Annotated in this window: 23 protein-coding genes; 6 read left to right on the forward strand and 17 right to left on the reverse strand. The window is 42.8% G+C overall.

What is annotated here, in order from left to right:
• Nucleotides 1-86: 86 nt before the first annotated feature.
• The 4 genes from ACFOHL_RS11730 to ACFOHL_RS11745 form a co-directional block, all read right to left on the reverse strand.
• Nucleotides 87-1,346: a hypothetical protein gene (locus tag ACFOHL_RS11730; protein WP_376920421.1), complete on the reverse strand. Its 1,260-nt coding sequence runs from the start codon at nt 1,344-1,346 to the stop codon at nt 87-89.
• Nucleotides 1,347-1,368: 22 nt separating this feature from the next.
• Nucleotides 1,369-2,031 (reverse strand): methylamine utilization protein, encoded by a 663-nt coding sequence (locus ACFOHL_RS11735; RefSeq protein WP_376920422.1) that lies wholly within the window; start codon nt 2,029-2,031, stop codon nt 1,369-1,371.
• Nucleotides 2,032-2,241: 210 nt separating this feature from the next.
• Nucleotides 2,242-3,255, reverse strand: coding sequence for a zinc-binding alcohol dehydrogenase family protein (locus tag ACFOHL_RS11740; protein WP_376920423.1), 1,014 nt, complete (start codon nt 3,253-3,255; stop codon nt 2,242-2,244).
• Nucleotides 3,255-4,394 (reverse strand): M28 family metallopeptidase, encoded by a 1,140-nt coding sequence (locus ACFOHL_RS11745; protein WP_376920424.1) that lies wholly within the window; start codon nt 4,392-4,394, stop codon nt 3,255-3,257. Before ACFOHL_RS11745 ends, ACFOHL_RS11740 begins: the two co-directional genes overlap by 1 nt.
• A gap of 246 nt (nt 4,395-4,640) precedes the next feature.
• Between ACFOHL_RS11745 and ACFOHL_RS11750 the strand changes: the two genes are divergently transcribed.
• On the forward strand, nt 4,641-6,014 hold the full coding sequence (locus ACFOHL_RS11750; protein WP_376920425.1) for a GGDEF domain-containing protein: 1,374 nt from the start codon (nt 4,641-4,643) through the stop codon (nt 6,012-6,014).
• Nucleotides 6,015-6,052: 38 nt separating this feature from the next.
• On the opposite strand, the gene ubiG is transcribed toward ACFOHL_RS11750, so the two are convergent.
• The 4 genes from ubiG to ACFOHL_RS11770 all read right to left on the reverse strand — a co-directional run bounded on the left by ubiG (nt 6,053) and on the right by ACFOHL_RS11770 (nt 10,205).
• On the reverse strand, nt 6,053-6,826 hold the full coding sequence (ubiG, locus tag ACFOHL_RS11755) for a bifunctional 2-polyprenyl-6-hydroxyphenol methylase/3-demethylubiquinol 3-O-methyltransferase UbiG (protein WP_376920426.1): 774 nt from the start codon (nt 6,824-6,826) through the stop codon (nt 6,053-6,055).
• Between the two features lie 52 nt (nt 6,827-6,878).
• Nucleotides 6,879-7,322, reverse strand: a complete 444-nt coding sequence (locus ACFOHL_RS11760) for a DUF4112 domain-containing protein (RefSeq protein ID WP_376920462.1) — start codon at nt 7,320-7,322, stop codon at nt 6,879-6,881.
• 107 nt (nt 7,323-7,429) lie between these two features.
• The gene (gene hemH, locus ACFOHL_RS11765; protein WP_376920427.1) at nt 7,430-8,524 is read right to left on the reverse strand and encodes a ferrochelatase; all 1,095 of its coding nucleotides are present in this window, start codon (nt 8,522-8,524) and stop codon (nt 7,430-7,432) included.
• A gap of 82 nt (nt 8,525-8,606) precedes the next feature.
• Nucleotides 8,607-10,205, reverse strand: a complete 1,599-nt coding sequence (locus ACFOHL_RS11770) for an AbgT family transporter (protein WP_376920428.1) — start codon at nt 10,203-10,205, stop codon at nt 8,607-8,609.
• 296 nt (nt 10,206-10,501) lie between these two features.
• On the opposite strand from ACFOHL_RS11770, the gene ACFOHL_RS11775 reads away from it, so the two are divergent.
• The 4 genes from ACFOHL_RS11775 to ACFOHL_RS11790 all read left to right on the forward strand — a co-directional run bounded on the left by ACFOHL_RS11775 (nt 10,502) and on the right by ACFOHL_RS11790 (nt 15,553).
• A complete protein-coding gene (locus tag ACFOHL_RS11775; RefSeq protein WP_376920429.1) occupies nt 10,502-11,023 on the forward strand; it encodes a hypothetical protein in 522 nt (173 codons plus the stop codon).
• Between the two features lie 12 nt (nt 11,024-11,035).
• Nucleotides 11,036-12,826 carry an OmpA family protein gene (locus ACFOHL_RS11780; protein ID WP_376920430.1) on the forward strand — a complete coding sequence of 597 codons (1,791 nt, stop codon included), beginning with the start codon at nt 11,036-11,038 and terminating at the stop codon, nt 12,824-12,826.
• A gap of 100 nt (nt 12,827-12,926) precedes the next feature.
• Complete coding sequence (locus tag ACFOHL_RS11785; RefSeq protein ID WP_376920431.1) at nt 12,927-13,421, forward strand: Rab family GTPase; 495 nt, start codon at nt 12,927-12,929, stop codon at nt 13,419-13,421.
• Nucleotides 13,422-13,423: 2 nt separating this feature from the next.
• Nucleotides 13,424-15,553, forward strand: coding sequence for a putative bifunctional diguanylate cyclase/phosphodiesterase (locus ACFOHL_RS11790; RefSeq protein WP_376920432.1), 2,130 nt, complete (start codon nt 13,424-13,426; stop codon nt 15,551-15,553).
• A 50-nt stretch (nt 15,554-15,603) separates the two neighbouring features.
• Here the strand turns inward: ACFOHL_RS11790 and hflC are convergent, their stop codons facing one another.
• From hflC to ACFOHL_RS11835, 9 genes are all read right to left on the reverse strand, one after another.
• Nucleotides 15,604-16,485 carry a protease modulator HflC gene (gene hflC, locus ACFOHL_RS11795; RefSeq protein WP_376920433.1) on the reverse strand — a complete coding sequence of 294 codons (882 nt, stop codon included), beginning with the start codon at nt 16,483-16,485 and terminating at the stop codon, nt 15,604-15,606.
• A 3-nt stretch (nt 16,486-16,488) separates the two neighbouring features.
• The gene (gene hflK, locus ACFOHL_RS11800) at nt 16,489-17,631 is read right to left on the reverse strand and encodes an FtsH protease activity modulator HflK (RefSeq protein WP_376920434.1); all 1,143 of its coding nucleotides are present in this window, start codon (nt 17,629-17,631) and stop codon (nt 16,489-16,491) included.
• 117 nt (nt 17,632-17,748) lie between these two features.
• Complete coding sequence (hflX, locus tag ACFOHL_RS11805) at nt 17,749-19,035, reverse strand: ribosome rescue GTPase HflX (RefSeq protein WP_376920435.1); 1,287 nt, start codon at nt 19,033-19,035, stop codon at nt 17,749-17,751.
• A gap of 15 nt (nt 19,036-19,050) precedes the next feature.
• A complete protein-coding gene (gene hfq, locus ACFOHL_RS11810) occupies nt 19,051-19,299 on the reverse strand; it encodes an RNA chaperone Hfq (protein ID WP_376920436.1) in 249 nt (82 codons plus the stop codon).
• Between the two features lie 70 nt (nt 19,300-19,369).
• Nucleotides 19,370-20,323, reverse strand: a complete 954-nt coding sequence (gene miaA, locus ACFOHL_RS11815) for a tRNA (adenosine(37)-N6)-dimethylallyltransferase MiaA (protein ID WP_376920437.1) — start codon at nt 20,321-20,323, stop codon at nt 19,370-19,372.
• A gap of 11 nt (nt 20,324-20,334) precedes the next feature.
• Nucleotides 20,335-22,215 (reverse strand): DNA mismatch repair endonuclease MutL, encoded by a 1,881-nt coding sequence (mutL, locus tag ACFOHL_RS11820; RefSeq protein ID WP_376920438.1) that lies wholly within the window; start codon nt 22,213-22,215, stop codon nt 20,335-20,337.
• Between the two features lie 11 nt (nt 22,216-22,226).
• Nucleotides 22,227-23,585 (reverse strand): N-acetylmuramoyl-L-alanine amidase, encoded by a 1,359-nt coding sequence (locus ACFOHL_RS11825; RefSeq protein WP_376920463.1) that lies wholly within the window; start codon nt 23,583-23,585, stop codon nt 22,227-22,229.
• Between the two features lie 31 nt (nt 23,586-23,616).
• Entirely contained in the window at nt 23,617-24,099 is a 483-nt protein-coding gene (tsaE, locus tag ACFOHL_RS11830) for a tRNA (adenosine(37)-N6)-threonylcarbamoyltransferase complex ATPase subunit type 1 TsaE (RefSeq protein ID WP_376920439.1), read from the reverse strand.
• Nucleotides 24,099-25,598 (reverse strand): NAD(P)H-hydrate dehydratase, encoded by a 1,500-nt coding sequence (locus ACFOHL_RS11835; protein WP_376920440.1) that lies wholly within the window; start codon nt 25,596-25,598, stop codon nt 24,099-24,101. The genes tsaE and ACFOHL_RS11835 overlap by 1 nt, the downstream gene beginning before the upstream one ends.
• Nucleotides 25,599-25,604: 6 nt before the next feature.
• Between ACFOHL_RS11835 and queG the strand changes: the two genes are divergently transcribed.
• Entirely contained in the window at nt 25,605-26,768 is a 1,164-nt protein-coding gene (gene queG, locus ACFOHL_RS11840) for a tRNA epoxyqueuosine(34) reductase QueG (protein WP_376920441.1), read from the forward strand.

Here is a 26,768-nt window from a genome sequence, read left to right on the forward strand (position 1 = left end):
TTTGACTAATAATCTAATTCTACGCAGCATCACGAAAAACTGATCGCAACAAAAACGTCTAAAAAATTTGAATAAGTACCTACCTTTTAGAATAGGTGGCTGACTACCACCATACTCTGCGTTTGGGTTTGCTCTTGTTCTTGTCCAAAAAATACTCTATTTTCGACATCACTTTGATTAAGATGCCATTCAAGACCTATTTCAATGCGTTTGCTGAGGGAGTATCGCCAAGCCAGCGTTAGCGCCTGACCATCACTGTTGTTGGGATCGATCCGAACATTGTCTGTTTCATCTACGTCAAACCAGTCATAACGAGCCGATAAACGATGACTCCTGTATGCTGGAGGGCGCCAAGAAAACCCAATGAAATATGAAGAGAAGTCGGCAGATACCACGCGTTTTCCCATATCGGTTGAACCATCTAATAGCTGAAAAAACACCCGCAGTTCTTTATTTAGATTGTGTTGTAAAGCTAGGCTATGAAATTTCGTTCGCCAGCCGTACAAACGCTGCTCATTGACCACATTGGGGTCAGCTTGATTATCGTAGAAATAATATCGGATATCTGTTTTGCGCAAATACTTAAAATGAGCACCAAGGTAGAATCCTACTCGCCCATCTAGCTCCTTAAAGGGTTCTGTCCACGCGGGGCCATTTACACCTTCTTCGCTAATGACACCGGGAATTGGCGCAAACAATATTCTATCGTGATGCAGACTTTGTCTATCGTGAAACGCAAAACCTCGCCACGGAAGAATAGTCGCTAATGTGTCATTGCCCTTGTACGCCGCGGCAATAAATTCCCAAGTCCATGGACTTTTACGCTGTCGACCGAGTGAGTACCAACTGAATTCAGCACCTGCTGTACGTAGTTCTTCTCCGTACCAACTATTGATGGCTGATTGTGTAAAAAAATAAGGCGACAACCAGCCAGCAGCGGTATTTTCCACAGAAAATTCAGGATAAAAGAATCCAATGCGTGCTTTGTGCTTTATCTTAGATGCGGACAAGGGTTTATAAGTAACATATGCTTGGGTTATCCCTACGTTTTTTTCACCATCAGCATAGGCGTTTAAAACACTTTTGAAGGACCAGCCATTCCACGCCTTGCTTTGATATTTCAGGAAAGTTTGGGTAATGTTTACTCCGTTATCTTCTGCACGCAGTATACCTGTTCCATTCTTTTGCCAAGTGACGGGGTCATCAGAATTAATTATTGCGGCTTCAATCCGCCCACTTATTCCTGCCGCATAGCTTTTCTGGGGTACTACAATCGCGGTAACCAGCGTGAATAAAAATGTATTGAAGCTAGCCGCGAGAATTTTACTAAATTTCACTCTGTCCATTTACTCACCACTTGCCAGCCACTCATTCGTAATCGTCAAAATCGTAATCTTCTTCGTATTTCAACTCGTCAGGTAATAACTCATTTTTCAACATTACCACTACTTCCTGCGAAGGTTCCTTGACAGACAAATCGATCACTCGGTCAATATCTTCATTTTTAAGTCGAGGATGCCAGGTTTTTAAGCTGTAACTCCCCAATGGCAAAGAAAGTCGTAGCTGGCCATCGTCGTCTGTTTTGCCGTATACCGGTGCGTCAGTTACGTACACGTAACCGAGCATCCAATCGTGTACATTACACCCCATTTCGACTATTCCGCCCGTGTCAAACACAACAGTAGACTTACTTGAGTTATCATAGAGAGCAAGCTCAAATGTTTTTGCCTCAGAAAAACTGTATACGTGATGCTGAACACTATCTAGGTTAGGGAAATTGACTTCTGCACCAATCGGAACGATTTTGATATGGGGCGTAAACTGCTTGTTTTCTTGTTTTATTGTCGGCTCTGCTTCGGCTGGCATGGCCGTGAGATCCTGCCCAAACACAGTAACAACCGTGTTTTTCACTACTTGACCATTTGCGTCTTTTAAAGTTATCAAGACTTCTTCTGCACGTGCAGTATTGCAAAAAGCAATAATAATAAAACTCACTGCGGACAGTCGGGCAAGGCTCTTACTCACAATCATCAGCCACTCTTTTTTCAACTTGGTAGAACTTAGATTGGTTAACGGCGACGATAGCGAAAACTTAAGTAGTACAACTCAATAGCGTGAGCAAGGTGCGATTATATTTGGAGGTTCAGCCTCAACTGGGCATACTCAATGATAGTGACAATCAACATTCAATTTGGCAACATTTCCACTTAGGGAAAAATTAGTACGCACAGGCACTGCCAACTAAAACCCCTCCAACACAATCTTACCGATTGCTTTTCCTTCCTCAAGTTCGCGCTGCGCGGCAATTAAGTTTTTGGCGTTTATAGCCCCAAGGTTTTTGCCCATCGTTGTTTTTATCGCGCCACTATCTATCAGTGCAGAAACCTTATTCAGCAGATGATGTTGCGAGATCATATCGTCGGTTTTGAACATGGAGCGGGTAAACATGAGTTCCCAGTGCAGAGATATACTTTTTTGTTTTAAACTGTTTATTGGTATCGCACTTGGATCATCTATCAACGCAAGCTTCCCGAAAGGAGCGAGCAAGGCTACAAATTGTTCAAAATAGCTATCAGTCGCATTTAAGCTAGCCACATGTGTCACATTTGTTAAGCCAAAAGCCTCAAGCTGAGGAGCTAATGCTTTGGCGTGATCAACGACATAGTCTGCGCCTAAACTTTTAACCCAAGCTTGGGATTGCGGTCGCGATGCAGTAGCGATAATCGTTGCCTGAGTTAAATGTTTAGCCAACTGTATTAGCAGTGAGCCGACGCCTCCGGCTGCTCCCGTAATCAGTAAAGTATCCTTAGCTGATAAGTCACCTTCGGCAAGTTGTAAGCGCTCAAACAATAGCTCCCAAGCAGTAATAGCGGTTAGGGGTATGGCTGCCGCTTCAGCATTTGACAAGCTATTCGGTTTTAGCCCGACGATCCTTTCGTCAACCAAATGATACTCGCTATTGCAGCCTTGCCTAGTGATGTCACCCGCGTAGTACACAACATCACCCACTTTAAATAATTGCGCCTCGTCGCCAACTTCAACTACTTCCCCTACTGCATCCCACCCCAACACTTTGTAATTGCCGTTTTCGCCTTGTGCCCGTTTGCGTACTTTACAATCGACGGGGTTGACCGATATAGCCGATATTTTCACCAGTAAGTCACGCCCACTGGGGACGGGGCGAGGTAACTCTATATCGACCAATGCACCTTGTGCATCGAGTGGTAAGGATGACAAATAACCGACTGCTTTCATTACTTTCCTTCCATATATTTAGGTACATTGCGGAGAAAAACATAAAGTGTATGCACATTTTGTTCTTGCTGTTTTTGGAGCCTTACCTGCATATGCGGAAACAATGCACTACGCCGATCAAACTTAGTATGCCAAATTTCACCCCAAGCTTTTTCTCGCTCTCGATTGCAGGCAGTTGAATTGTTTTCATCAAAGCAATCCCAATACTTCTCATCAGCGACTTGGGAGTAACCGTCGAAACCATTTTTGCCGTTGATAGCAAAATTAGTTGCTTCAAGGTAAGCGATATCAATTCCACTGCAAGCAAAGGGAGAGTGATCTGACCATGAGCCTGTTTCTCCTTCGGGGTAACCAGCCACAGCCGGATGCAGCAAGTGCGGCGAGCTAGGATATAGCTCAACAGATACTTTTTTAATCGCGTCTCTCAGCTTTACACCGTGCGCGTAGGTGGGCTCTGTAACAAAATCACAAGTGTAAGGTGTAGAGTGTGCACTATGTACATAAAGTTTGTCGCCACCAATAATAGTGTCCAAATTAATCATACCGATCGTTTTATGCATTTTGACGTCCTTGCGCTGTACATAGTTTTTAGCGCCTAAAAGACCCCGTTCTTCTGCACCAAACGCCAACAATCGAACGGTAAAAGGCAGAGTTTTGTCTTTTAGCAATTCTCCTAGGCTAATCAAAGCCGCGACACCCGATCCGTTATCGATAAGCCCGTGCGAACCAGTGTCGATACCTACCGCATCGTAATGAGCGCCAACAACGATTATTTCATCACTTTGACCTTGGATGTCGATATACAAATTTTGTGAACGCAAGGCTTGCTCTTCTAGCTCGAAGTTAAAAGGTAAATGCTCCACCTTGTGACCTTGGCGCGTCCATTGTTCTGCGATCCAAGCAGCCATCTGCCGCTCAAGTTGTGTACCCGCAGTGCGGTCAGCTTTGTCTTCAATAAAGTCGGCAAGATTGATTAGGTCTGGCCATGCCCTTTGTTGAGTGATGTTTTTGCTCGTTAAATCCTCTTTTTCTGCAATACGATCTCTTGCAGATTGATCAGTGACACCTGTGCAAGCAGTAAGTGAGAGCAACACGCAACTCTTGATTACCATTAGGTAACAACTTAATTTGTTTTTCATTTAAGGACTTCTCACAAGCTATGACTCATATGTTCATCATATCGCTTTCTTGTTTATAGACAAGTACTTACTACAACTGGCTTTGCATAGTCGCGACATGCGCTCATGTAATCCATGCGCAATCACTAAATTGAGTATCGTTACTCTCAACATCCAATTATATTGGCCGATATATTGATGCATCATAAAGGCTAAGTTCAGCCGAGTTGTTTTTTGTAATTACTCCCAAACTGGAAAAACACATTCATGCGTTTATCTTTTCAATGGCTTTCTGAATCACTCACCCGAAAAATAGGTAGCCTGTCGACAATATTGCTATCTTTCATCCTCGTCGTCATTGTTTATTCGATTATTAAACTTCTCGCAATCAACAAAGAAATGCGGGAAGTTGCAGAAATTGATATACCGCTTACTGAAGTAATTGCAGAAATTGAGATACTTCAACTCCAGCAACACTTACTCATCAGGCAGTTACATATCAAACTTGACAAATCTGCTTCCTTCGAGCCTTTGCAAAAAGAATTTATCCGTTTGAATACGGCACTGAATGAGCAGTTAGCTAGCGCCTCAACAATCATTAAAGAGGGCATCGCACAAACACTCATCACAAGTAAAGTAGCGGAGCACCAACAAGCATTGAGTGAAATACAAGTATACAAAAATGCCCATGATAAATTTCAAGACAAAGTAGAACATGTATTTTCCAGCGTGGCTAAGTCTATAGACTTGAGGGATGAATACTGGATGGATCTAGAAAAACATAACGCTGCGCTAGATACACAAACAATCACATTGTTAAAACGAGTAGAAAGCCTAACCGAAGAAATTGCTAAAAACACAGAAAAACACGAAAGAGAATTTTTGTTCGTTAATGCGGCACTCGGGCTGAGTGCGCTGTTTATCGGCGTACATATAACTGCGTATATCATCCATTCGTTTAGACAACGCATGGGACATATTCATGGTCAGATCGAAACACTCCAACGCTCTATCGTCAACCAATCTCCTATCGACACGACTGAAACACCGCTATCTACCAGCAATGACGAGCTTTCTGAGTTAGCAAATGATATCCATCAACTTATGCAAAAGTATGATGAGCAGAGGTCAAATCGATACGAGTTCGAAAATCAACTAATCAAGCTCGCCACTACCGATAAACTAACAGGTGCTTTTAATCGCCACAATTGGGAAGATGCGTTAGTTCAGGAAATTGAGCACGCAAAACAAGACCTGCCGGTCAGTCTCATACTATTTGATGTGGATCATTTCAAAAAAATTAATGACACTCACGGCCATGATGTCGGTGACAAAGTGCTTAAATACCTGACTTTTCTAATTCAACAAAACATAAGAAAAACCGATCCACTATTTCGATTGGGTGGTGAAGAGTTTGCGATACTTGTGAGAGATTTAGATCTTAACCAAGCTAAACAGGTAGCCGAAAAACTGCGCCGTTTAATAGAAAAAATTGATAGCCAAACTTTACCGTCATTTACCGTAAGTTTTGGAGTGAGCCAATTTATTCAAGAAGACACACCTGATAGCATATTCAAGAGAGTGGATAGAGCGCTATACAGTTCAAAAACCCAAGGCAGAAACCAAGTCTCTAGCGCATAGCGACATTTAGATGGATGTTAAGTTATCCGGAGTTAAGGTTATTTAGCACGTTTTTTGTAAACTTGTACGTAGTTAACTTTGAGATCCTTGCTCAACTTCCATTGCTTCACAAACGGATTGTACTTCATGCCTTTTTCCTCAATCAGCTGAAGACGGCTTAAGGATGCCCAACTATTTAGCTCCAAGGGAGTCACAAACAAGCCCCAGCTATGCGTACCTGCGGGTAGATAACGCATAATATACTCAGCACCAATAATGCCAAATATGAAAGATTTTATAGTTCGATTGAGTGTGGCAAGCACCACCACCCCATTTTCTCGAGTGAGTTGTGAGCAGTGTTTTACTAAGCCTTTCTGGTCTGATACGTGTTCAATCACTTCTGCGTTAATCACTACATCGAACATTTCTCCGTCGTCAATCAAGTCTTTTGCAAGCACATTTCGGTAGTCAATATCTAAACCTGACTTTATCGCATGCTGTTTGGCCACTTGCACACTTAATTCACTGGCATCAATACCCACTACCATCGCACCGCGTTTAGCGAGCGCTTCACTCACTAAACCACCACCGCACCCTAAATCGAGGATACGCAGCCCCTCTAAACCGCTTATTTTATCGGGGTGCTGTCCAAAGTGACGCGCAATTTTGTCAACAAAATAATCGACACGAGCCTCATTAAAATCAAGCGCCAGCTTATACTTCCCTTTTGGGCTCCACCATTCTTCGGCCAACGCGTCAAATCGCGCTATCTGCTCCGGTGAGACAGATGCATCAACCTTATCTATTTTTTTTATTTCACTCTTATCTAACATCACGAACCTTATGAATGATGAGGGTCTGTTGACCCTAACTAATAGCGATGGACTACATCCTATTGTTTTGCGTTGATTTTTCCCACTCTTCGTATTTGCGTTTGGCAATCGCGTCAATGATGTCCTTGTTCTCTGCTACCCAATATTGTTCCATTATCCTTACGTTGCGCTGATTGGCTTTAAAAAACAAATCGATAATATCACCTACAATAGGAATAAAACCCAAGCCATAGTCTATAACGGCGTTTCGAATCATCTTTGCCATTAGCGGTTTAGGTAGATTCATTTTTTTGCCTAAATACACTATGCGTAAAGATGCTAGTAACATCAAAGTATCGCCAATACCTGGAATCAAACCGATCAAAAAGTCCAAGCCTACACGAATGCCAATGAAAGGCACCCTTACTGCTGTATCAAGCAGATTTGCAAGAGCTTGTGCTTTTAGTAGGGCATCAGGTGCACGAAAACTATCATCAGGTTCGAAATCGCTTTTGATATTGTCTACTTCTGAGGTCGTTTGTCCCTCTTGCAGCTCATCATTCACAGATGCTTGATCTTGCGGTTTATCGAGCTGCACTTTGTGACCTGTGCTCGGCTTACTAGTCACTTTTTTGCCCCTAAGAGTTTGGCGCGTGCGTTGCTATTGTGCTTATCTTGATTGCCTTTATTGATTACCGTTACCCAATCACCTATTTGTGCTTGAATAATACTTGTCAGCATATCCAAATGATTGTCGTCACTGTTAAGTGCCTCAATATATTCATATCGCTCACCGCCCGCCTGTAAAAAATAATCTCTATTTTCTACGCCTATTTCTTCTATGGTTTCCAAACAATCCGATGAAAATCCTGGACAAACGACTTGAATCGACTTTACGCCGCTACTTGGCAATTGCTTAAGCGTTTCATCAGTATAGGGCTTCAGCCACTCTTCTCGGCCAAAGCGCGACTGAAACGTCGTCATATAATCATTCTTGCCCAAATCTAAATACGTCGCGATCAAACGTGAAGTCTTGTGGCACTGGCAATGATAAGGGTCACCGTTAACTAAATAACGCTTTGGTATGCCGTGATATGAAAAAATCAGCTTATCCGCTCTACCATGCTCGTCCCAATGCGCTTTTATTTTTGCCGCAACACATTCAATATACGCCTGTTCATCGTGATATTGGTTTAAGAAACGCAGCTCAGGTAACCACCTGCGGCGTAAAAAATCGTTTGCCACTGCATCAAACGTCGAGCCTGAAGTTGAGGCACAATATTGCGGGTACAAGGGCAAAACAAACAGCTTTCGGACACCGCCAGAAAGCATACTATCTATGGCATTTTCAATCGAAGGCTGTCCATATCGCATTGCAAAATCAACAACCACGCTGTCACCATATAAAAGCTTAATACGCGATGCTATCCCCGTAGCTTGTGCTTTGGTATGCGTGAGTAAAGGCGAGCCATCTTCAGTCCACACCGTGCTATAAGCATGAGCTGAGCGCTTTGGACGAATATTTAAAATGATACCATTTAATACAAACCACCAAATTAACTTGGGTACTTCGACCACACGTGGGTCAGACAAAAACTGTTTTAAATAGGGGCGCAGCGCTTGCTTTGTTGGCGCTTCTGGTGTGCCCAAATTAGTTATTAACACACCTACTTTATCAGCCTGTGCGTGAGTAAAATTTTCTTGAGAACGGTACTTCATACTTATCCAATTGTATTGCAATGATTTAACTACGAAACAATGACCCTATGAAGACCATAAGCGCAGAAAAAATGTTTTTCACTTATGGTGCATAGTATGTGGCGGCGCCCGGCCCTACTGGCAAACCAAACAGAAAAACCCATAGGTAGAACAATATTGTCCAACCAACAATAAACACCATCGAATAAGGTAGCATCGTGGCAATTAAGGTTCCCATACCTATATCTTTTTTATAGCGCGCAGCGACAGCCAAGATTAAACCAAAATAACTCATCATCGGTGAGATAACATTGGTAACAGAATCACCGATGCGATAAGCCGCTTGAATAGTTTCTGGGGCGTAACCAATCAGCATCAGCATAGGGACAAAAATGGGTGCCGTCACCGCCCATTGTGCCGAAGCACTGCCCAAAGACAAATTGACAATGCCGCACATGATGATAAACAACGCAAAGACTTCGGGGCCATCAAGTCCTGTTGCTTGCAAAAAAGCAGCGCCTTTAACCGCTAACACAGTGCCTAAGTTTGTCCATTTAAAAAATGCGACAAATTGCGCAGCAAAAAACACCAAAACAATGTACAAACCCATTGACCCCATACTTTTGGACATCGCGTCAATAACGTCTCGGTCGTTTTTCATCGTACCCGCTATCCGCCCGTACACAAAACCAGGCACGGCAAAAGTGATAAATATGAAAGCGACAATACCTTTTAAAAATGGGCTTCCCGCCACTTTTCCTGTTTCTGGATGTCGTAAGATGCCATTTTCTGGTACCACCGTTAAAGCAAGCAAGGCGCACAAAATGACAAAGGACACACCAGCCCATTTCATTGCGCGAATTTCCAATGCTGTTGGCGCGTCGATTTTTTGTTCTCCCAAATCGATAGCGGCTTCTTTTGGGTCGTACTCCCCCAATCTTGGTTCAACTATTTTAGCTGTCACCACTGCGCCCATAATCGCCACTGCAAAAGTACTAATAGCCATAAAAAACCAATTGACCTCTGGGCCGACCACGTAATCTGGGTCGATTATTCTCGCCGCATCCTGAGTAATACCAGACAAAAGGGGATCCACCGTACCAATGAATAAATTAGCACTGTAGCCAGCGGATACACCCGCGAAAGCGGCAGCAAGACCAGCTAGAGGATGACGCCCTAGAGAGTGAAATATCATCGCGGCTAAAGGCACTAAGACCACATAACCAAGCTCTGAAGCAGTATTTGAAATCACACCGGCAAACACGACCACAACCGTAACACCGGTTTTAGATGCATTCATTACCATTGCTCGCATCATTGTGCTCAGCAAACCAGAATGCTCGGCAACTGAGACGCCAAGTAGTGCGACCAAGACCGTGCCCAATGGTGCAAAGCCTGTAAAGTTGGTGACTAAACCAGTCACTATTCTCTGCAGGCCTTCTGCATTTAAAAGCGAGACAACAGAAATCACACCATCTTCCGCTCTACCTTTTGCGCCTTCAGGGCGGGGGTCAAGCACTGAAATATCAAAATACCCAAGTACACCGCTTAGCAAAACAATGAAAAGCGCGAGTGAAGCAAAAAGTGTAATGGGATGCGGAAGTAAATTTCCAAGCCACTCGACGGTAGAGAGAAATTTTGAAAACCACCCAGTTTGTTCAAGTTCAATTTTATTTTTTTTAGTTTGCGAATCTGTCGTCACACGCTGATCCTGTCTTTTATAGTTAGAATAGGGTCTGTTTATGGGAAACTTAGCTGACCCAGAAAATTATACTAACCAAATTTATCTGGGTTTTCATAAATAATTGGGGGTTGGTGATATTTGCAGAAAAATTGTACAGAAAAGTGCAATAGACCCCAGCTTTATTGTACAAATAGTATGCGGAGAGATTATACTAACTGACCTAATGTGATAGTTAACGAGCAAAACCTTGCCGTGACGACACAAGCTCATTGTCAAAAGTTTTAGCACGGCATTTCAAAAGCAAGGATTGTGATATGGCTACAAAAGCGACAACTCAGGCATCTAACGAAGTGCTTGGCGAACTAGAACAACTGAGAATGATTGTTTTTGGTGCTGCCAAACAAGAATTAGAGGATAAGATTGAAAACCTCAATCAACGCTTTTCTGCCGAAATGCAGCAATTGCAATCGGATATATCTAAACAGTATACGGAAATACAAAAAACCATTGCCGAAAATCAAACACATTTACTCAACAAACTCAGTGAAACAGACAACACTCAAGAAAACAATCAACATAAACTTCTTGAGATCACTGAAAGCCTGAGTGCACAAATTGAAATAGCTGAGAGCGCCAGTCAAGACGATACGCAAAAGCTCCATGAACGCCTAGATAGTGAAGTAAACAAGCTACAAGCAGACTTGCAACAGGCCGTCGAGCAGTTAATGACAAAACTCGACGCTGTATCAGATAATCTGTCAAATAGTAAAACCGATCGCAAGACCTTGGCACAATTGCTAACTGACGTCGCCACCAATTTAGATGCGGACGACTAGGTAGTAGAGGTCATGCCGAGCGAACCATCTGAGCAATTAGTTTCAGAAAACAAAAAAGTTGATGCCGTCCAACGTGCCAAAGAGGATCTCGACAAGTTGCGCGAGTTATTATTGAGCACACCGCTCAATGAACAGCGAGCTGAAATCCAACGGAATGCACGACAAATGGTCAGTGAAGTCGTTGCCGAGGCCATTAACGACAGAGAGAAGCTGGACAAGAGTGTATCCCAAGTATTAATGCCTGTGGTTGAGCGCTCAATTCAACAATCCTTTAAGCAACAGAGAAAGGAAATTGTTGACTACGTTTTTCCCTTAGTAGGGGAATTAGCAAGGAAGTATATAGCCTCAAGTCTACGAGAGTTTATTGACAAGACAAATGAGCTAATAGAACACTCTTTGTCGCCAAAGGGTTTGAAGTGGCGCTATGAAGCTTGGCGTTCTGGTATGTCGTTCGCCAAGTACATCATTGCCAAAACCCATATATTTAAGATTCACCAAGTACTGTTAATCCACAAGGAAACAGGAATACTGCTAAATTCAGTATCAGCTGAAGGTGTCGCCGATGATAATTCAGTTCTTGTGTCCTCAATGTTGACAGCAATCAATGACTTTGTTGCAGATTCATTTTCAGATCATCTTTCCAATGAAGAGCAAACACTGTCAGAAATTAAAACGAAAGAGTTTTCATTGTATCTAAAACAGGGACCGTCGGCCTTAATTGTTGTCTCGGTGACAGGGCTTCTTTCCCCAGCCGCTAAACATCAGCTACAAACAACCCTTGAGCATATACACAAACTACACGCTGATAAATTGACGAGTTTTGACGGCGATACACAGGCTTTCAGTGACACAGACAGCGCCTTATTCTCCTGCTTAATGTCTGAACAAAAACGAGCTGAAAAAGAAAAAAGTACATGGCTCGCCTCGACTGCAATTGCTGGCGTTGCCCTACTTGTCGGGTGGTGGGGATTTTTGTATTGGCAAACCGCTTCTGCAAGCACACAATTACAGCAAATGTTGACGGGAGTGAATGGGATAGAGTTAAAACAGCTTGAGATAAAAGGCATACATAATATCCATCTTACCGTGCTCCGAGACCCGTCGGCGATTTCATTGACTGACTGGTTAAAGCAAACATCAATTGAGCAGGATTGGCTTCATATCGCCGAGCGACCGACAATTTCATTCTCGAAAACCGTGATCTATCGAAAAGTAGCAGCGCTGAGTGAGCGCTTCCCTAATATCCTATTTGAAAACGGTAAATTGTCGCTGTTACCCGAAAAACAAAACGCACTGAGCTTACACCAGTTTATTGAGTTTGAAACCTCGCTTCAAAATATACCGGGTGTAGAGTTAACGACCTTAAGTGAAGATCTTTTTTCAATTAAACGACAAATCACTACTTTCGCTCAAAAAACAAATGCCGAAGTAACAGAAAAAGTTCTCGGTCAACTAATTGGCGAAATCTCTTCGATACAAATCGAATTCAGTATAAACAAGAGTGAAGTAAGCCCTTCTGAATTGACCAAGATCAGTTTGATTGCACAAAAGTTGAACAAAATCAAAATTATTACTGAACGAATGAATAAAACTCCGCTATTATTAATTTTGGGTACCAGCGATACCCAAGGCACACAAACTCGAAATCAAATATTGAGTATTGAACGAGCAGAAAACGTGAAGACTATGCTTATGCAACAAGGAATTGATGAGCGTTACTTACAAGCGTTTGCTGCGGGACAAATCGAAAGTGATAGACTGAGTTCGAGCGCAAGGAAGGCTATTTTTTCGATAATGTATTAGAGGCTGTTTACGAGGTTTAGAAGGTAAACGCGCCAGAGAGGGAGCTTTACCTTACTTATACAAAGTAACCAAATGGAATTCGACGTGTGTAAATAAAAGTATGCTACAAAAAAAAATTTGTATTTTAGGATCGAGCGGCGTTGGAAAAACAAGTCTCATAAAGCAATTTATCGAGGGCATTTTTTCCGAAAAATACTTGACCTCTATTGGCGTAAAAGTAGACAAAAAAATAGTCAACGCTGGCTTTAGCCCTGTACAGTTACTGTTATGGGACATAGAAGGCGTTGATCGGTACAGCGGTTTTAATCCGCGCTATTTGCGAGGCTGTTCAGGGCTAATTATAGTCGCTGATATTAGCCGCTTTAACACGCTGAGCGAGGCAATTGAACTCTACAACTCTACCCAAGAGCATACTGACAGCCCCGTTGTACTCGCCGTTAACAAAGAAGACTTAAACGCGTCTATAAATTGGAATGAGGCGATTTTAACGGAAAACCAACACTGCTTTGCGAAAATATTTAAAACTAGTGCTAAGACTGGCAACGGTGTACAGGCCATGTTTGAATTCATCGGCAAACTTGTTAGTCAGGGATGACCATGTACACTTCACTCATTCACACGCTGGGACTGATTGATTGCATCGTTCTAAAACGCTTGGACGACGACATTTTTTGCTTGTTAGAAGGCAGCACAGACTGGATCGATAGTCTGTTCCATAATATACACAACTACAGTGAATTCAGTGTGGATAATCAGTCGGTTTTTCTTGATGACTTTATCATTGATGCAAATGCATTTTGGGAACACTGCGAAGGCGGTCAAATACGCAGTGGGATCTGGACTGAATCAACCGAAAATGGCGAACTACATTTAGAAGCTATTGCAGCCAAAATTGACGAACAGCCTTTATTAGTTCTCACCAATGTTGCCGACTATTACAGCCAACAGCGAGAAACATTGCAGATTGCAAGAGAGCTGCTCATTTCGAATGATGAAGTCGTAGAGCGACACGATTACCTGAGTGAACGGGTTCGCTCAATTCTTATTCAAAGTTCAGACTCCGGTATAGGCTTACCTCTCATTCACGCAATCAAACACGCCGATATTGGTGTCATAATTACTGACGATCGCCTTGAGCCAATCGAACTCAATCCCATGGTCTGGCAGATCTTTGATAGCACAAAAGACAAAAACCCGCATAAAATATTGGGTATATTAAAGTCTCTATTTGAGCGACAACATCACGACATTCAAGACGTTTTTTCTCAATTAAGAGAATGGTCTGGAGAACTATACTGGCATGGCCCTCCTTCGCCACACAAATGGTTAAAAGTAAACCTTAACCCTGTATTTTCTGATGCTGGCAAAGTGTCGTATTGGATTTTTACGATTAGTGACATCACACGTCTTAAGTACTTATTGCAGACTAACGAAGAACTTACCTTACACGATACTCTCACAGGTTTGCCTAATAGACAGTATTTTTGGCAAGAGTTGCAAAAACAAGTCAATGAGCGTCAAGCAGTGAGTTTGCTTAGTATCGATATTGTTAGCTTTCGCAGCATAAACGAGCTATATGGCTATTTAGAGGGTGATGACTTGTTGAATCAAGTGGTTAAACGCATATCTTCTCTACTTTCTAAGAATGATTTTATGACTCGTGTGGGTGCGGACGAATTCATGATTCTAAGGAAACATGCGAAAAACCAAACGGCTCAAGAGACAGAACACGCAATACTAAGGTTGTCTGACGAAATATGTGCTATGGCAAAGCAAAGTTTGTTTACTAAAAGCAACAGAAAATGCGTCCTCCCAGTAAAAATCGGTATATCCCATTTCCCCTTAAATGCAATTAACGCAGAAGAGTTAATCAGTTGTGCAGAGCTTGCCTTAAACAAGGCCAAAGAATCGATATCAAAAGATGTGATCATCTACTCAGAAAAGCTCAGAACAGACTCACAAAGACGACTATTCCTTGAAAATGAGCTCAAGAGCGCAATTGAAAAACAGCAGCTTGAAGTGCATTTACAAGCTATCTGCGACCTCAACGATCAACAGGTGATAAAAGCAGAAGCGTTATTAAGGTGGCGACTAGATGACGAACTCATTTCACCCGTCGAATTTATTCCGATCGCAGAACGCAGCGATCTAATAAATATAATTGGTCGCTGGGTGTTCGCAGAAGTATGCAGTATTCAAGCAGAATTCTCAAAACAAGGGATACAGTTACCTATTTCAATCAATTTTTCCCCCAAACAAATCTATGACTTGCATTTAATCAACTTTTTCAGGCAGCAAATAGAAAAATATGAAATACAACCCACTCTACTCGAATTAGAAGTGACAGAAGGCGTACTTATTAACAATTACAACAAAGTAAAAATGTTCCTTCAGGAGATTCGCGATATTGGTATTCGCATCTCAGTAGACGATTTTGGAACAGGTTATTGTTCGTTGTCCTACTTAAAACACTTACCTATCGACACGCTTAAAATAGATCGGTCTTTTATTGAAGGTATTAATGAAAACGAGGACGACAAAGCCATTGTCAGCGCAATCATTGCAATGGCAAAAAGTCTTAATTTGACGGTCATAGCAGAAGGTGTAGAAACAAAAGAACAGCAGTCTTGTTTAACCGAGCAAAAATGCCATATTGCTCAGGGTTTTATGTATGGCAAACCAAAAGCTATCAAGCAATTTTTAGCACAAATAAAAAACCCAATATAGAGGCTGTATATCTATATTGGGCTTCTACAATACAAAACGTGGAGTATTGCTTATTTAGCGCCTGAACTTTGATTCATGTATTTGAAGAAATCACTATCTGGCTCGATAACCAATATGTCAGACTTACTATTGAAGCTTTGACGATAGGCATCCATACTTCGCAAGAAACTGTAAAACTCTGGGCTTTTGTTGTACGTCTGTGCATATATTTCCGCCGCTAAGGCATCACCTTCACCGCGCAGTTGACGTGCATTACGTTCTGCGTCGGCTAACATGATGGTCACCTTTGCATCAATATTGGCTCGAATAATTTCACCCTGCTCCTGACCTTTTGAACGGTATTCTCTTGCAGCTGCAGCACGCTCTGCACGCATCCGATCAAAAATTGAATTACTGATTTCGACAGGTAGGTTAATTTGTTTTACACGAACATCAATGATTTCTACACCTAACTCATCAGAACTGTCTGCCGTCTGTGTTAAAGCATCGTCCATCAATTCACTGCGCTCACCAGATACAATCTGTTGTATAGTGCGCGTACCAAATTCAGAACGTAGACCGTTAGTGACTTTTTGTTTAAGTAGGGTTTCTGCTTGTAATATATTGCCGCCAGTGGACAGATAATAACGTGCAAAATCGGTGATCCGCCATTTGACGTACGAATCAACAATCAGATCTTCTTTTTCACTCGTAACAAATCGGTCAGCGCGTTCATCCAAGGTTTGAATACGCGCATCTAAGCGTTGTACACGAGCGAAAAAAGGTATCTTACCGTGTAAACCGGGATCATAAACAACAGGGGTTTCTGTCTCGTCCATTTTTACCTTTCCAAAGGTAATCACAATGGCACGCGTGCCCTCTGAGACAACAAATAGAGAGTTGTAACCAAGTACAAGCAAAACGGCTATAAAAATCGCATAAATTGGTTTCACAGTTTAGTTTCTCCCTTGTCTTGAAGACGTATTACGAGATGAATCTTGTCTGCGATTCGAACTCAAACCGTTAGCGATACCTTGAAACTGGTTTGGGTCAATCCGCACTTGATTGTCTCTCACTGGTGCCTGTTGCTGCATAATTCTATCCAGTGGCAAATACATCATGTTGCCATTGCCTTCAGTGTCGACCATCACTTTACTGGTATTACTAAAGACCTGCTCCATTGTTTCGAGATATATTCTTTGTCGTGTTACATCGGGTGCTGCTGCATACTGAGGTAACAGTGCTTCAAACCTAGCCACCTCACCCTGTGCTTCAAGAATAACGCGCTCCTTGTAGGCTTGGGCTTCCTCATTCATACGATTGACAACACCGCGCGCTTCAGGCTCTCTGGCTTTCGCATAAGCTTCGGCTTCTCGAATAAACCGCTCTTGGTCCTCTTGCGCCGCAATCGCGTCGTCAAACGCGTCGCGTACTTCTTCTGGTGGGCGCGCATTAGTAAAGTTAAGGTCGATGACCGAAACACCCATCTCGTAGGGTGAAACAATACTTTGCAGCTCTTCTAGTACTCTAGCTCGAATTATCTCTCTACCGCCAGTCAGAATATCGTCCATTTTTGAGTGACCAATCACATACCGGATGGCACTGTCGAAAGCTTGATTCAAGCTTTTTTCAGGGTCGACAACCGCAAATACCCATTGTTGCGGGTCAATAACACGATACTGGACTTCCATTTCAACGCCGACCATGTTTTCGTCTTCGGTAAGCATGGCGCCTCTTGAAGGAAGAGAGTTAATTGCCTGAATGTTTACGGGTATAACTTGGTCAATAAACGTAAACTTCCACTGAAGACCTGGGTTTGCTAGACCGTTGTATTCACCAAAGCGCAACAATACGCCTCGCTCTGCTTCTTTTATCGTATAAAAACCGCTTAAGGCATAAACAACAAGCGCGACGATAACGGCAAATCCAAGTCCTTTGCCGCTTAAACCATTTGATGAGCCACTATTTCCGCCTTTACCAAATTTACCGAAAATATTCTTAAGCACATCATCTAAATCAGGTGGTCCCTGATCTTTTCCCCCCTTGTTTTTCCAAGGGTCATTATTGTTGTTATTACCGCCAGGCTCATTCCAAGCCATAAGTACACACTCCACAATTACTCGAACTAACTATTATACTAGAACAATTCGCGAATAGTTTTACTCACTCGCGAATAAAAGTGTAAGAAACCTTACACCTTGCTCAACAAATCAAGACTAATGCACAACATATTGGCTGAGTCTATACTCAACTTTTTTGTCCATTCGATGCCAATCTGAACTTGGCATCTGTACATTTACCAACCATTCCCCTGTATCCGAATAACCTTGCTCTAAAATACAGTTCATTTTATATAGCAAACCACGAATCTTTCCATCACTTGCCGGAATGCACAATTGACAGTTAATCATCGACTCACGTAAGCATTCAGTGAGGGCATTTCTCAATAAATCAATACCCAAACCTTGTTGCGCCGACACCCAGACCCTAATTGGGCGACCTTCTTGGTTTCTGTCAATTTTTGGCTCTACTGCCTCAAGCCTGTCGATTTTATTACAGATTATAAGTTGCGGCACGTCGTCAGCGTCGATCTCTTCGAGCACCTCATTGACTTGATCTATGTTTTCCTGATGCTGGGCATCGGAATAATCGACCACATGCAACAGTAAATCAGCTTCTTGCGTTTCTTGCAGCGTCGCCTTAAAAGCAGCCACCAAGTCATGCGGTAAATGCCGAATAAAGCCCACCGTGTCAGCCAAAATAGCCGCACCGACTTCATTTAACTCAATTTTTCTTAGCGTAGGATCTAAGGTTGCAAACAACTGATCAGCGGCATACACACCCGCTTCAGTGATTGTATTGAACAGGGTAGATTTGCCGGCATTGGTATAGCCCACCAGTGACACCGTAGGGATTTCTGCGCGTTGTCGTGAACGCCGCCCTTGTTCTCGTTGTTTTTGCACACGCTCAAGGCGTTTCAATATCGATTTTATGCGTCCGCGTAACAGGCGTCGGTCGGTTTCTAACTGCGTTTCGCCTGGGCCTCGCAAACCAATCCCCCCTTTTTGCCGCTCAAGGTGAGTCCAACCTCTGATTAAACGCGTTGATATGTGTTTTAACTGCGCTAGTTCGACTTGTAATTTACCTTCGTGCGTGCGTGCGCGTTGTGCAAATATATCGAGTATTAAACTGGTTCTGTCTAATACGCGACATTTGACAAGAGCTTCTAGGTTTCTTTCTTGAGAAGGTGACAACGCGTGGTTAAAGATGACAACGTCTGCGTCGAGAGATTTAACAGTAGCAGCAATCTCTTCAGCTTTGCCGCTTCCAACAAAATATTTAGCGTGAGGAGCATTACGCTTTGCCGTGACAATGCCGGCTTGATTAACACCGGCAGATGACACAAGCATTTGCAGTTCTTGGAGGTCTTCTTTGTTTTGTTCGTCCGAAAAGTCTACGTGAACAAGAACGGCATTTTCACCAGCATCAAAACGATCAAACAAACATTTACTCCGGAATTAGTCTTGGCTTCCGTCGTTGTCGTTATGATTAGATGGCATTGTTATCGCACGTGATGGGACTACTGTAGAAATCGCATGCTTGTATACCATTTGACTGACGGTATTTTTAAGTAACACAACAAACTGGTCAAATGACTCAACTTGCCCTTGCAACTTGATACCATTCACCAGATAAATTGAAACAGGAATGCGCTCTTTTCGTAGAGCGTTTAAAAATGGGTCTTGTAAAGACTGACCTTTTGCCATCCTATGTCCTTATTTATTATTATGTTTTGATTACCCATGTATGAGATAAGTGTACTACATATTTATTTATTTATGCACCCAATTTTTGCAAAACTTGTCGCAAATTAGATTCATCGCCTGTTCTCAAGGCAATAACATCACTCCAAGCCCTTAGCCATGTAATCTGTCGTTTTGCCAATTGCCTGGTCGCAATTACCCCTCGCTCGCGCATCTCTTCGTATGAATATTCATTCGTCAGATAAGCATATACCTGTCGATAACCCACGCTACGCAGAGAGGGTAAATCAAGATGCAGCTCATATTTTTTAAGCAAATAACGGACTTCGTCTACCAATCCTGTATCCAACATTTGCTCAAATCGCTTAGCAATTCTCTTGTGCAATGTTTCTCTATCTTCTGGCATGATACAAAATTGAGTAAAGTTAAACGGGGGTTCTGCGTGCTTTTTGTTCTGCCAAAAGCTAAGTGGCTTACCCGTTGATAAAAATACCTCCATTGCTCTTGAGGTTCGTTGCATATCATTTGGGTGTATTTTTGCTGCGCTAGCAGCATCTACTTCGCACAACATTTGGTGAACGCTAGCCAAGCCTTTGTCCTCAATCAGAGATTTAACATGCTGACGCATACTTTTCTCGCTGGGTGGTACCTCTGATATGCCGTTCACCAATGCATTAAAATACATCATCGTACCACCTGCTAATATTGGTGTTTTGCCGCGAGCAACAATATCCTCAATTGCTGCAATAGCATCTTTTCTAAAATCTGCCACAGAATAGCTTTCTTCAGGGCTACATATATCCATCAGCCAATGCCGAATCCCCGCCATTTCCTCTACATCCGGCTTTGCAGTCCCTATGTTCATGTCACGATAAATCAATGCAGAATCCACACTAACAACTTCACCATTTAATGCCTTGGCTGTTTCAATTGCTAGTGCAGTTTTACCGGAAGCAGTCGGCCCCATAATACAAATCACAGTTGGATATTGTTTGTGATGCTTGGCATGTGAATTGTCATTTGACATGGTAGTTTGGCTCAAGATAATAATGAAAGCAGATTGATTTTTTTACCCTCTTTGGCGCACAAGGCAGATAAATCGATATCTGCGTCTAAGACAAAATGTCTTAGGCGAGTAGTATCGATTTCGCTATGTTTAGCCCAACTCTCCGCAAATATTTTATTGAAGTTAAGAGCAAGCTCCTGACTATCAAATGCTGTCTTCTCTTGTGAAAAAAACCGCGCTTGTTCTTTAAATAAGGCACTAATTAGCTCAGGAAATATTTTAGCCCAAGGTAACTGCCTAAACATCGACGGTACTTGTTTCAATACCACTCTGCCACTTTGTAGACTGACTGAAAAGTCAGATGAATTGATTGTTTCGATAACTTGAGCAAGTAGCCTATCGCATTCACCCTCATTCACTGTAGCTTCGTTAGGTAAATGTTGTTTCGCAAATGACACAGGCATTAACAGTGGTTGTTTGACTGATTCTAGACTATTGAATTTATGAGAAACAAAGGCTGATAAAATCGAAGCTAGGCTTAAGGCATGCAAAGCCGTTGATTCACCCTCTTTTACCACAACCATGACGACATCATCGACGAGCAGACATTCTGGTAAGTCTTTACTTACCGCACTTTCCGCAGATGTTCTCATTAAAGATTGATAATTACGGCCTGCTTCTGTGATCTTGTCATTTTCTTTTGAACTGAGATGGTTTTGCCTATTCGATATTGATTTTGCAATTCGTGGCACGAGTGATAAGGCTTCTGAAGACACAGGTTTGCTGCTTGAATTTGCATTACTCACTGACTGTAAAGGTCGAATGTAATCATGCCTATGAGACAAGTGAGGAGGATTAAAATGCGATGCATCGTATTCTGAAACAGCCACATCTGATTCCCTTGCTTGTTTACTGTGCAGGCTACTTAACAGTACCTCAGATATTCCCTGAAAAACGGCATCATGCACTTTTCTTCCCTGCCTAAAACGCACTTCATGTTTTGCCGGATGTACGTTGACGTCTAGCGCATCTGGTGGCAAATCTAGAAATAGTACAAATGCTGGATGTTTCGCATCGGGTAACATGCCTTCATAGGCTTGACGAATCCCATGCATAAGGAGCCTATCTTTCATCATCCGTTTGTTAATAAACAAGTACTGTTTGTCGTTATTGTCAAATCCCACGCCGGCCTTGCTTACCCAACCTGAAATAACAACATCTTCATATTCGTATTTTATTGTTGCCATTTCAGACACAAACGCGGGTTTACAAATCTGCTCTACCCGTTTTTCTGCATTTGTCGCAGTATATTTCAGTATCTTTTTATGGTTGTGTTTAAGCTCAAACGAAATATTTGGGTGGCTCAATGCAATTCTCTTAACCACCTGTTCGATATGCTGAAATTCGGTTTTGGCAGCACGCAAAAAGCGACGTCTAGCAGGCGTGTTATAAAATAAGTCGAGTACTTCAACCGTTGTGCCATTGGGATGAGCCGCTGGTTTTAACTCAACATCCATATCACGCCCCTCGGCAAAAGCTTGCCAGGCAGCCTCTTGATTTTCAGGCTTTGAAGTAAGTGAGCATCTACTTACAGAGCTGATACTTGCCAAGGCTTCCCCTCTAAATCCCATACTCATAATCGAATCGAGATCTTCAAGATCGTAAATTTTACTGGTCGCGTGACGGCTAAGTGCTAACTTCAGTTCTTCTTTTACAATACCTTTTCCGTTATCCCTTATCGCGATCCGCTTGTGACCACCCTGCTCTATTTCTACGACAATATTGTTAGCGCCAGCGTCAATGCTATTTTCGACTAACTCCTTTACGACTGAGGCAGGGCGCTCTACCACTTCTCCAGCCGCTATTTGGTTTGCTAAACGCGCGGGTAAAACGCGAATGCTACTTGTATTCATGATTGCAGTACTCATGAACTCGGGATTTTTAAAACTTGCCCAATTCTCACCACGTCAGAACTGAGGTTATTTTCATTTTTCAGCTGCCTCACCGTTACGCCATATTGCTGCGCGAGTAACGACAGGGACTCGCCACTTGATACTTTGTGTTCCTGCGGCTCATTTGCTTTCCACTGCGCCCAAAGCGTGCCATCAGGTGGGGTCTGTTTGAAATACGCTTTAATCGAATTGAACATCGCCAGTGCAAGGCGCTCTCTGTGCTTAGCCCAGTTTAAATTCTTTTCTTCTTGTGGGTTTGAAATAAATCCCACCTCAACCAGAATCGACGGTGTTTCCGGTGTTGTGAGTACCGCTAAACTTGCACTCTGTGGCGTACGTTTGTGCATTTTGGTAATACCTTTCATCTCTCTGATGACTTTGTTACTCAATTCATAACTCGACGCCCGTGACAAATCCATCGACATATTAAATATCGTCTCTGCAAAATAGCGCTCTGTATCCCTATCTTCAATTACCTCAGCAGCAGCGCCCAGTAATGCCGAACTTCTTTCTGTTTGTTCGAGTAAGCGACCTAATTCACTGTCAGCTCGCCCTTTTGACAACACCCAAACAGAGGCACCTCTTGGCTGGGGCGTAGTAAAAGCATCAGCATGGATAGACACTAATAAATCTGCTTGCTCACGCGCTGCTATTTTAGGGCGATCGTTTGGGGATATATAAATATCACTGTTACGTGTCATGATCGCTTTCATGCCCGCTTCGTTATTAATATGCCGCGCCAGCATCTTACCAATACTCAAGGTAATGTTTTTTTCATAAGTACCGGTCGGTCCTATAGACCCTGGGTCTTTCCCACCGTGTCCTGGGTCGACAACCACAACAATTTGTTGATCGCGATTAGGTCCATTCGAATTAACAAGAACAGGAACTGGATTAGGGTCGACTAATTCGATGACTAAGCGATCGGGAAAATCTGCATTTTTAGGAATAGGAAATAGCTTGAGTTCAGCCTTACCCGTCATTTCTATTACTAGCCGAGTGTCTTTTGCAGATTTAGGCTTACTGTGTCGAATTTTGCTAACAAGCCCGCCTTTTATCGCCAAGCTATCAAATGAATAACGGTTATCGACGCCCTGTAAATCTACGACTAAGCGATCCGGGTTACGCAAAGTAAAATAGCTGTACTTTGGCGTATCATTTAACTCAAGAACAAGTCGGCTGGTATCTGCCGCAAACGAAAAACGCGCATCCGTGATATTCGTGGCGCCCACCTGTATGGGAAACAAGATCGCAAAAAAACAAATAAATGCACTGACTAACTCGACGCCATCTTTCAATACGCGTGTTTGAGTATGCTTTTTTGCCAACATCACAATCGGAGGAACCATCTTTAAAAACAACTTATTCATACTCGCTTTGTAAGTATTTAACTACTTGCTCCCCTTTATGCGACATCCCTTGTAAGGTAAACACTCTTCCCTCGTCTTTGTATTCAATAAAAATTGTAATATCTTCATCAGGCAACAAACCTTGACCTTTGTCTGGCCATTCCACGAAACAAGTCGAGTGTGCATTGAAGTAATCTCTGATCCCCATAAATTCGAGTTCTTCAGGATCTGCTAATCGATATAGATCAAAATGATAGAAATCTCTATCATTTATGACATAGGGTTCAACCAAGGTGTAGGTTGGACTTTTTACGCTTCCTTTGTGCCCAAGTGCGTGCAATAAGCTTCGGGAAAATGTCGTTTTGCCCGCCCCCAAATCACCCTGTAAAAATACAAGCATACCAGCTAGATCAAATCGCTTTATTGCAGCAGCAAAATGCTCAGCCAATAAAGCCGTATCATCTTCACTGCAGCAAAACACACTTGTTTTAATCATTATTGATTCACTAACACTCTAATGGTTTCAAACAAATCACTGGCCAACAAGCCTCGCTGACCATATTTATCAGCAATCATATCACCAGCTTTAGCGTGCAATGATACACCATATTGGCAAGCCAAATGACTATCAAGGCCTTGTGCCATTAATGCGCCTAATATACCAGTAAGTACATCCCCCATACCAGCGGTAGCCATACCTGGGTTACCATGCCTGCATACCCATGCATGTTTTTGGTTATCTACAATGCTTCCTGCGCCTTTTAAAACACATACAGCGTCGTAGCGCTGTGCACACTGTCTAGCGTAGTTAAATCGGTTGCTCTCCACTTCATCGACTGTCACGTTCAGCAAGCGAGCAGCTTCTCCAGCGTGGGGGGTCATTACACAATCAGGTAGGGCAACAAAACTGGTATTCACTGCTTTTAGGTTTAATGCATCGGCATCTATGACAATGGGTTTTGGCGAACACTGCACAAAATTCATGACACATTCAAATACTGATTTACTCCATTCATTTTGTCCTAAACCTGGTCCAACAACGATACATGTCGCCCATTCAAGTGCTGCTTCTAAATCATCGCTAATCACCATTAATTCTGGGCGACCCGAGCATATTTGTACCTTTGAATCGGAATGCGCGAACACTTTGACTAAACCTGTCCCCATCCTTAAGGCAGCTTCTGCACTCAAACGGATAGCACCAGACATGCCTATATTCCCACCTATACACAACAAGCGACCATAGCTTCCTTTATGGCTATTTATGGGTCTTGGAGACAAGCCTTTAAAATGCGCAATATCGAGTACTTTCGCGTCACTTCTAGCCCGCTCATTGAAAGCCTTAGCAATCCCTAAATCTTTAAATACTAACTCACCGCAAGACTGCTTACCTGCTCCGGTGCTCAACCCCATTTTAATGCCCACAAACGTCACTGTAACGTCGGCCTGAATACAGCGCCCCAATGATTCGCCAGTGTCCGCATCCAGACCACTTGGTACATCAATACTGATAACCGGCGTATTGGCAAGATTGACTGCGTCAATTATATCTGCAAACTCCTTGCGTAAGGTTCCATTGATACCCGTACCTAACAAGCCATCAATAATGACATCAGCCTTAGGTAGAATAGCCGCATCAAACTGACTCACTACTCCGCCACTGTCTAACCAGGCTGTCTTTGCTAGTGCTGCCTCACCATGCACATCTCTGTCTGGTTCAACGGCACAAAGCACTACGTTTTTACCCGCAAGTTTAGCCTGCAAAGCGGCTATATATGCATCTCCAGCATTGTTGCCAATACCAACTAGCACCAAGTAATTATCGACATTTGGGAAATATGCCAAGCATTGCTCAAATACCGTTTCTCCTGCCTTTCGCATCAGCAAATACATGTCAATAGCATGATCGGCAGCCGCCGCTTGTTCATGCAATCTTACTTGCTCAGCGCGATACAATTTGTGTGTTAAACTAGTCGAATCAGTCTTTTGCAACATTAACTTATGTCCTCAATTCCATCAGTAGACCTTACCAAACTCGCGAACGATATCAAGGCTTGGGGTAAAGCGCTAGGGTTTCAGCAAGTTGGTATCAGCGACTTAGATATTTCAAGACACAAAGTTGCGCTAACGAGGTGGTTGGAAAATGGTTACCAGGGGCAGATGGCGTTTTTTGAAAAGAATCTTGAGCAACGCTTAAATCCAGATCGACTAGTCGCAGGTACGCTGCGGATCATTAGTGTGCGAATGGATTATTTGCCAGAAGATGCCATGTTTGCTCAGAGCTTAGAAGACCCCAACAAAGCATATATCAGCCGTTATGCATTGGGTCGCGATTATCACAAGCTCATGCGCAAACGATTAAAAAAGCTTGCGCAACAAATAGCAGAGGTATACCAAGATTTAGAATATCGACCTTTTGTTGACTCCGCCCCAGTATTAGAACACGCCTATGCCGAAAAATCAGGCATAGGCTGGACAGGTAAACACTCACTTACTCTGCATAAGTCTTCTGGTTCTTGGTTTTTTCTTGGCGAACTGTTTATCAATGTACCCTTGCCAATAGACACACCGATTGAAGATGGCTGCGGTTCTTGTACAGCCTGTCTGTCGATATGTCCAACCAATGCGATTGTCGCTCCCTACACCGTTAATGCAAACAAATGTATTTCCTACCTCACGATAGAACACGAAGGTGTCATTCCTGTTGAATATCGCCAAGCCATGGGAAACAGAATATATGGCTGTGACGATTGCCAGTTGGTATGCCCTTGGAACAAGCAAGCTGAACCAACACAAGAAGAGGCGTTTAATGACCGATTAGGTTTGAAAAACGCCGATTTGCTCGAGTTGTTTGCTTGGTCAGAAGACGCATTTCTGCATAAATTTGAGGGTTCTCCTATCCGGCGAATTGGTTACCAAAAGTGGAAGCGGAATATATCTGTTGCGTTGGGCAATGCCCCCTATTCAGAGACTATCATCAACGCACTATCCGAGAGTATTAAAGACATGTCTCATTCAGAAGTATTAGTCGAGCATTTCTCATGGGCTTTGAGCATGCAACTAGAAAAGAAAGCGCTAATCAGCAATGCTAAACCTAGCGTAACTAATCGACAACAATCTAGACTAGTCAGAATAGTAAAAAAAGGCTTACCCCGAGATGCGTAG

Origin of the sequence: Agaribacter flavus, from assembly GCF_042646125.1 — a bacterium.
Taxonomy (GTDB): domain Bacteria; phylum Pseudomonadota; class Gammaproteobacteria; order Enterobacterales; family Alteromonadaceae; genus Glaciecola; species Glaciecola flavus.

Bases quoted from the DNA above. Each gene is read 5' to 3' on its own strand.
- ACFOHL_RS11730 (WP_376920421.1), bottom strand. From the start codon at position 1,346: ATGGACAGAGTGAAATTTAGTAAAATTCTCGCGGCTAGCTTCAATACA.
- ACFOHL_RS11735 (WP_376920422.1), bottom strand. From the start codon at position 2,031: ATGATTGTGAGTAAGAGCCTTGCCCGACTGTCCGCAGTGAGTTTTATT.
- ACFOHL_RS11740 (WP_376920423.1), bottom strand. From the start codon at position 3,255: ATGAAAGCAGTCGGTTATTTGTCATCCTTACCACTCGATGCACAAGGT.
- ACFOHL_RS11745 (WP_376920424.1), bottom strand. From the start codon at position 4,394: ATGAAAAACAAATTAAGTTGTTACCTAATGGTAATCAAGAGTTGCGTG.
- ACFOHL_RS11750 (WP_376920425.1), top strand. From the start codon at position 4,641: ATGCGTTTATCTTTTCAATGGCTTTCTGAATCACTCACCCGAAAAATA.
- ubiG (WP_376920426.1), bottom strand. From the start codon at position 6,826: ATGTTAGATAAGAGTGAAATAAAAAAAATAGATAAGGTTGATGCATCT.
- hemH (WP_376920427.1), bottom strand. From the start codon at position 8,524: ATGAAGTACCGTTCTCAAGAAAATTTTACTCACGCACAGGCTGATAAA.
- ACFOHL_RS11775 (WP_376920429.1), top strand. From the start codon at position 10,502: ATGGCTACAAAAGCGACAACTCAGGCATCTAACGAAGTGCTTGGCGAA.
- ACFOHL_RS11780 (WP_376920430.1), top strand. From the start codon at position 11,036: ATGCCGAGCGAACCATCTGAGCAATTAGTTTCAGAAAACAAAAAAGTT.
- ACFOHL_RS11785 (WP_376920431.1), top strand. From the start codon at position 12,927: ATGCTACAAAAAAAAATTTGTATTTTAGGATCGAGCGGCGTTGGAAAA.
- ACFOHL_RS11790 (WP_376920432.1), top strand. From the start codon at position 13,424: ATGTACACTTCACTCATTCACACGCTGGGACTGATTGATTGCATCGTT.
- hflK (WP_376920434.1), bottom strand. From the start codon at position 17,631: ATGGCTTGGAATGAGCCTGGCGGTAATAACAACAATAATGACCCTTGG.
- hfq (WP_376920436.1), bottom strand. From the start codon at position 19,299: ATGGCAAAAGGTCAGTCTTTACAAGACCCATTTTTAAACGCTCTACGA.
- miaA (WP_376920437.1), bottom strand. From the start codon at position 20,323: ATGTCAAATGACAATTCACATGCCAAGCATCACAAACAATATCCAACT.
- mutL (WP_376920438.1), bottom strand. From the start codon at position 22,215: ATGAATACAAGTAGCATTCGCGTTTTACCCGCGCGTTTAGCAAACCAA.
- ACFOHL_RS11825 (WP_376920463.1), bottom strand. From the start codon at position 23,585: ATGTTGGCAAAAAAGCATACTCAAACACGCGTATTGAAAGATGGCGTC.
- tsaE (WP_376920439.1), bottom strand. From the start codon at position 24,099: ATGATTAAAACAAGTGTGTTTTGCTGCAGTGAAGATGATACGGCTTTA.
- ACFOHL_RS11835 (WP_376920440.1), bottom strand. From the start codon at position 25,598: ATGTTGCAAAAGACTGATTCGACTAGTTTAACACACAAATTGTATCGC.
- queG (WP_376920441.1), top strand. From the start codon at position 25,605: ATGTCCTCAATTCCATCAGTAGACCTTACCAAACTCGCGAACGATATC.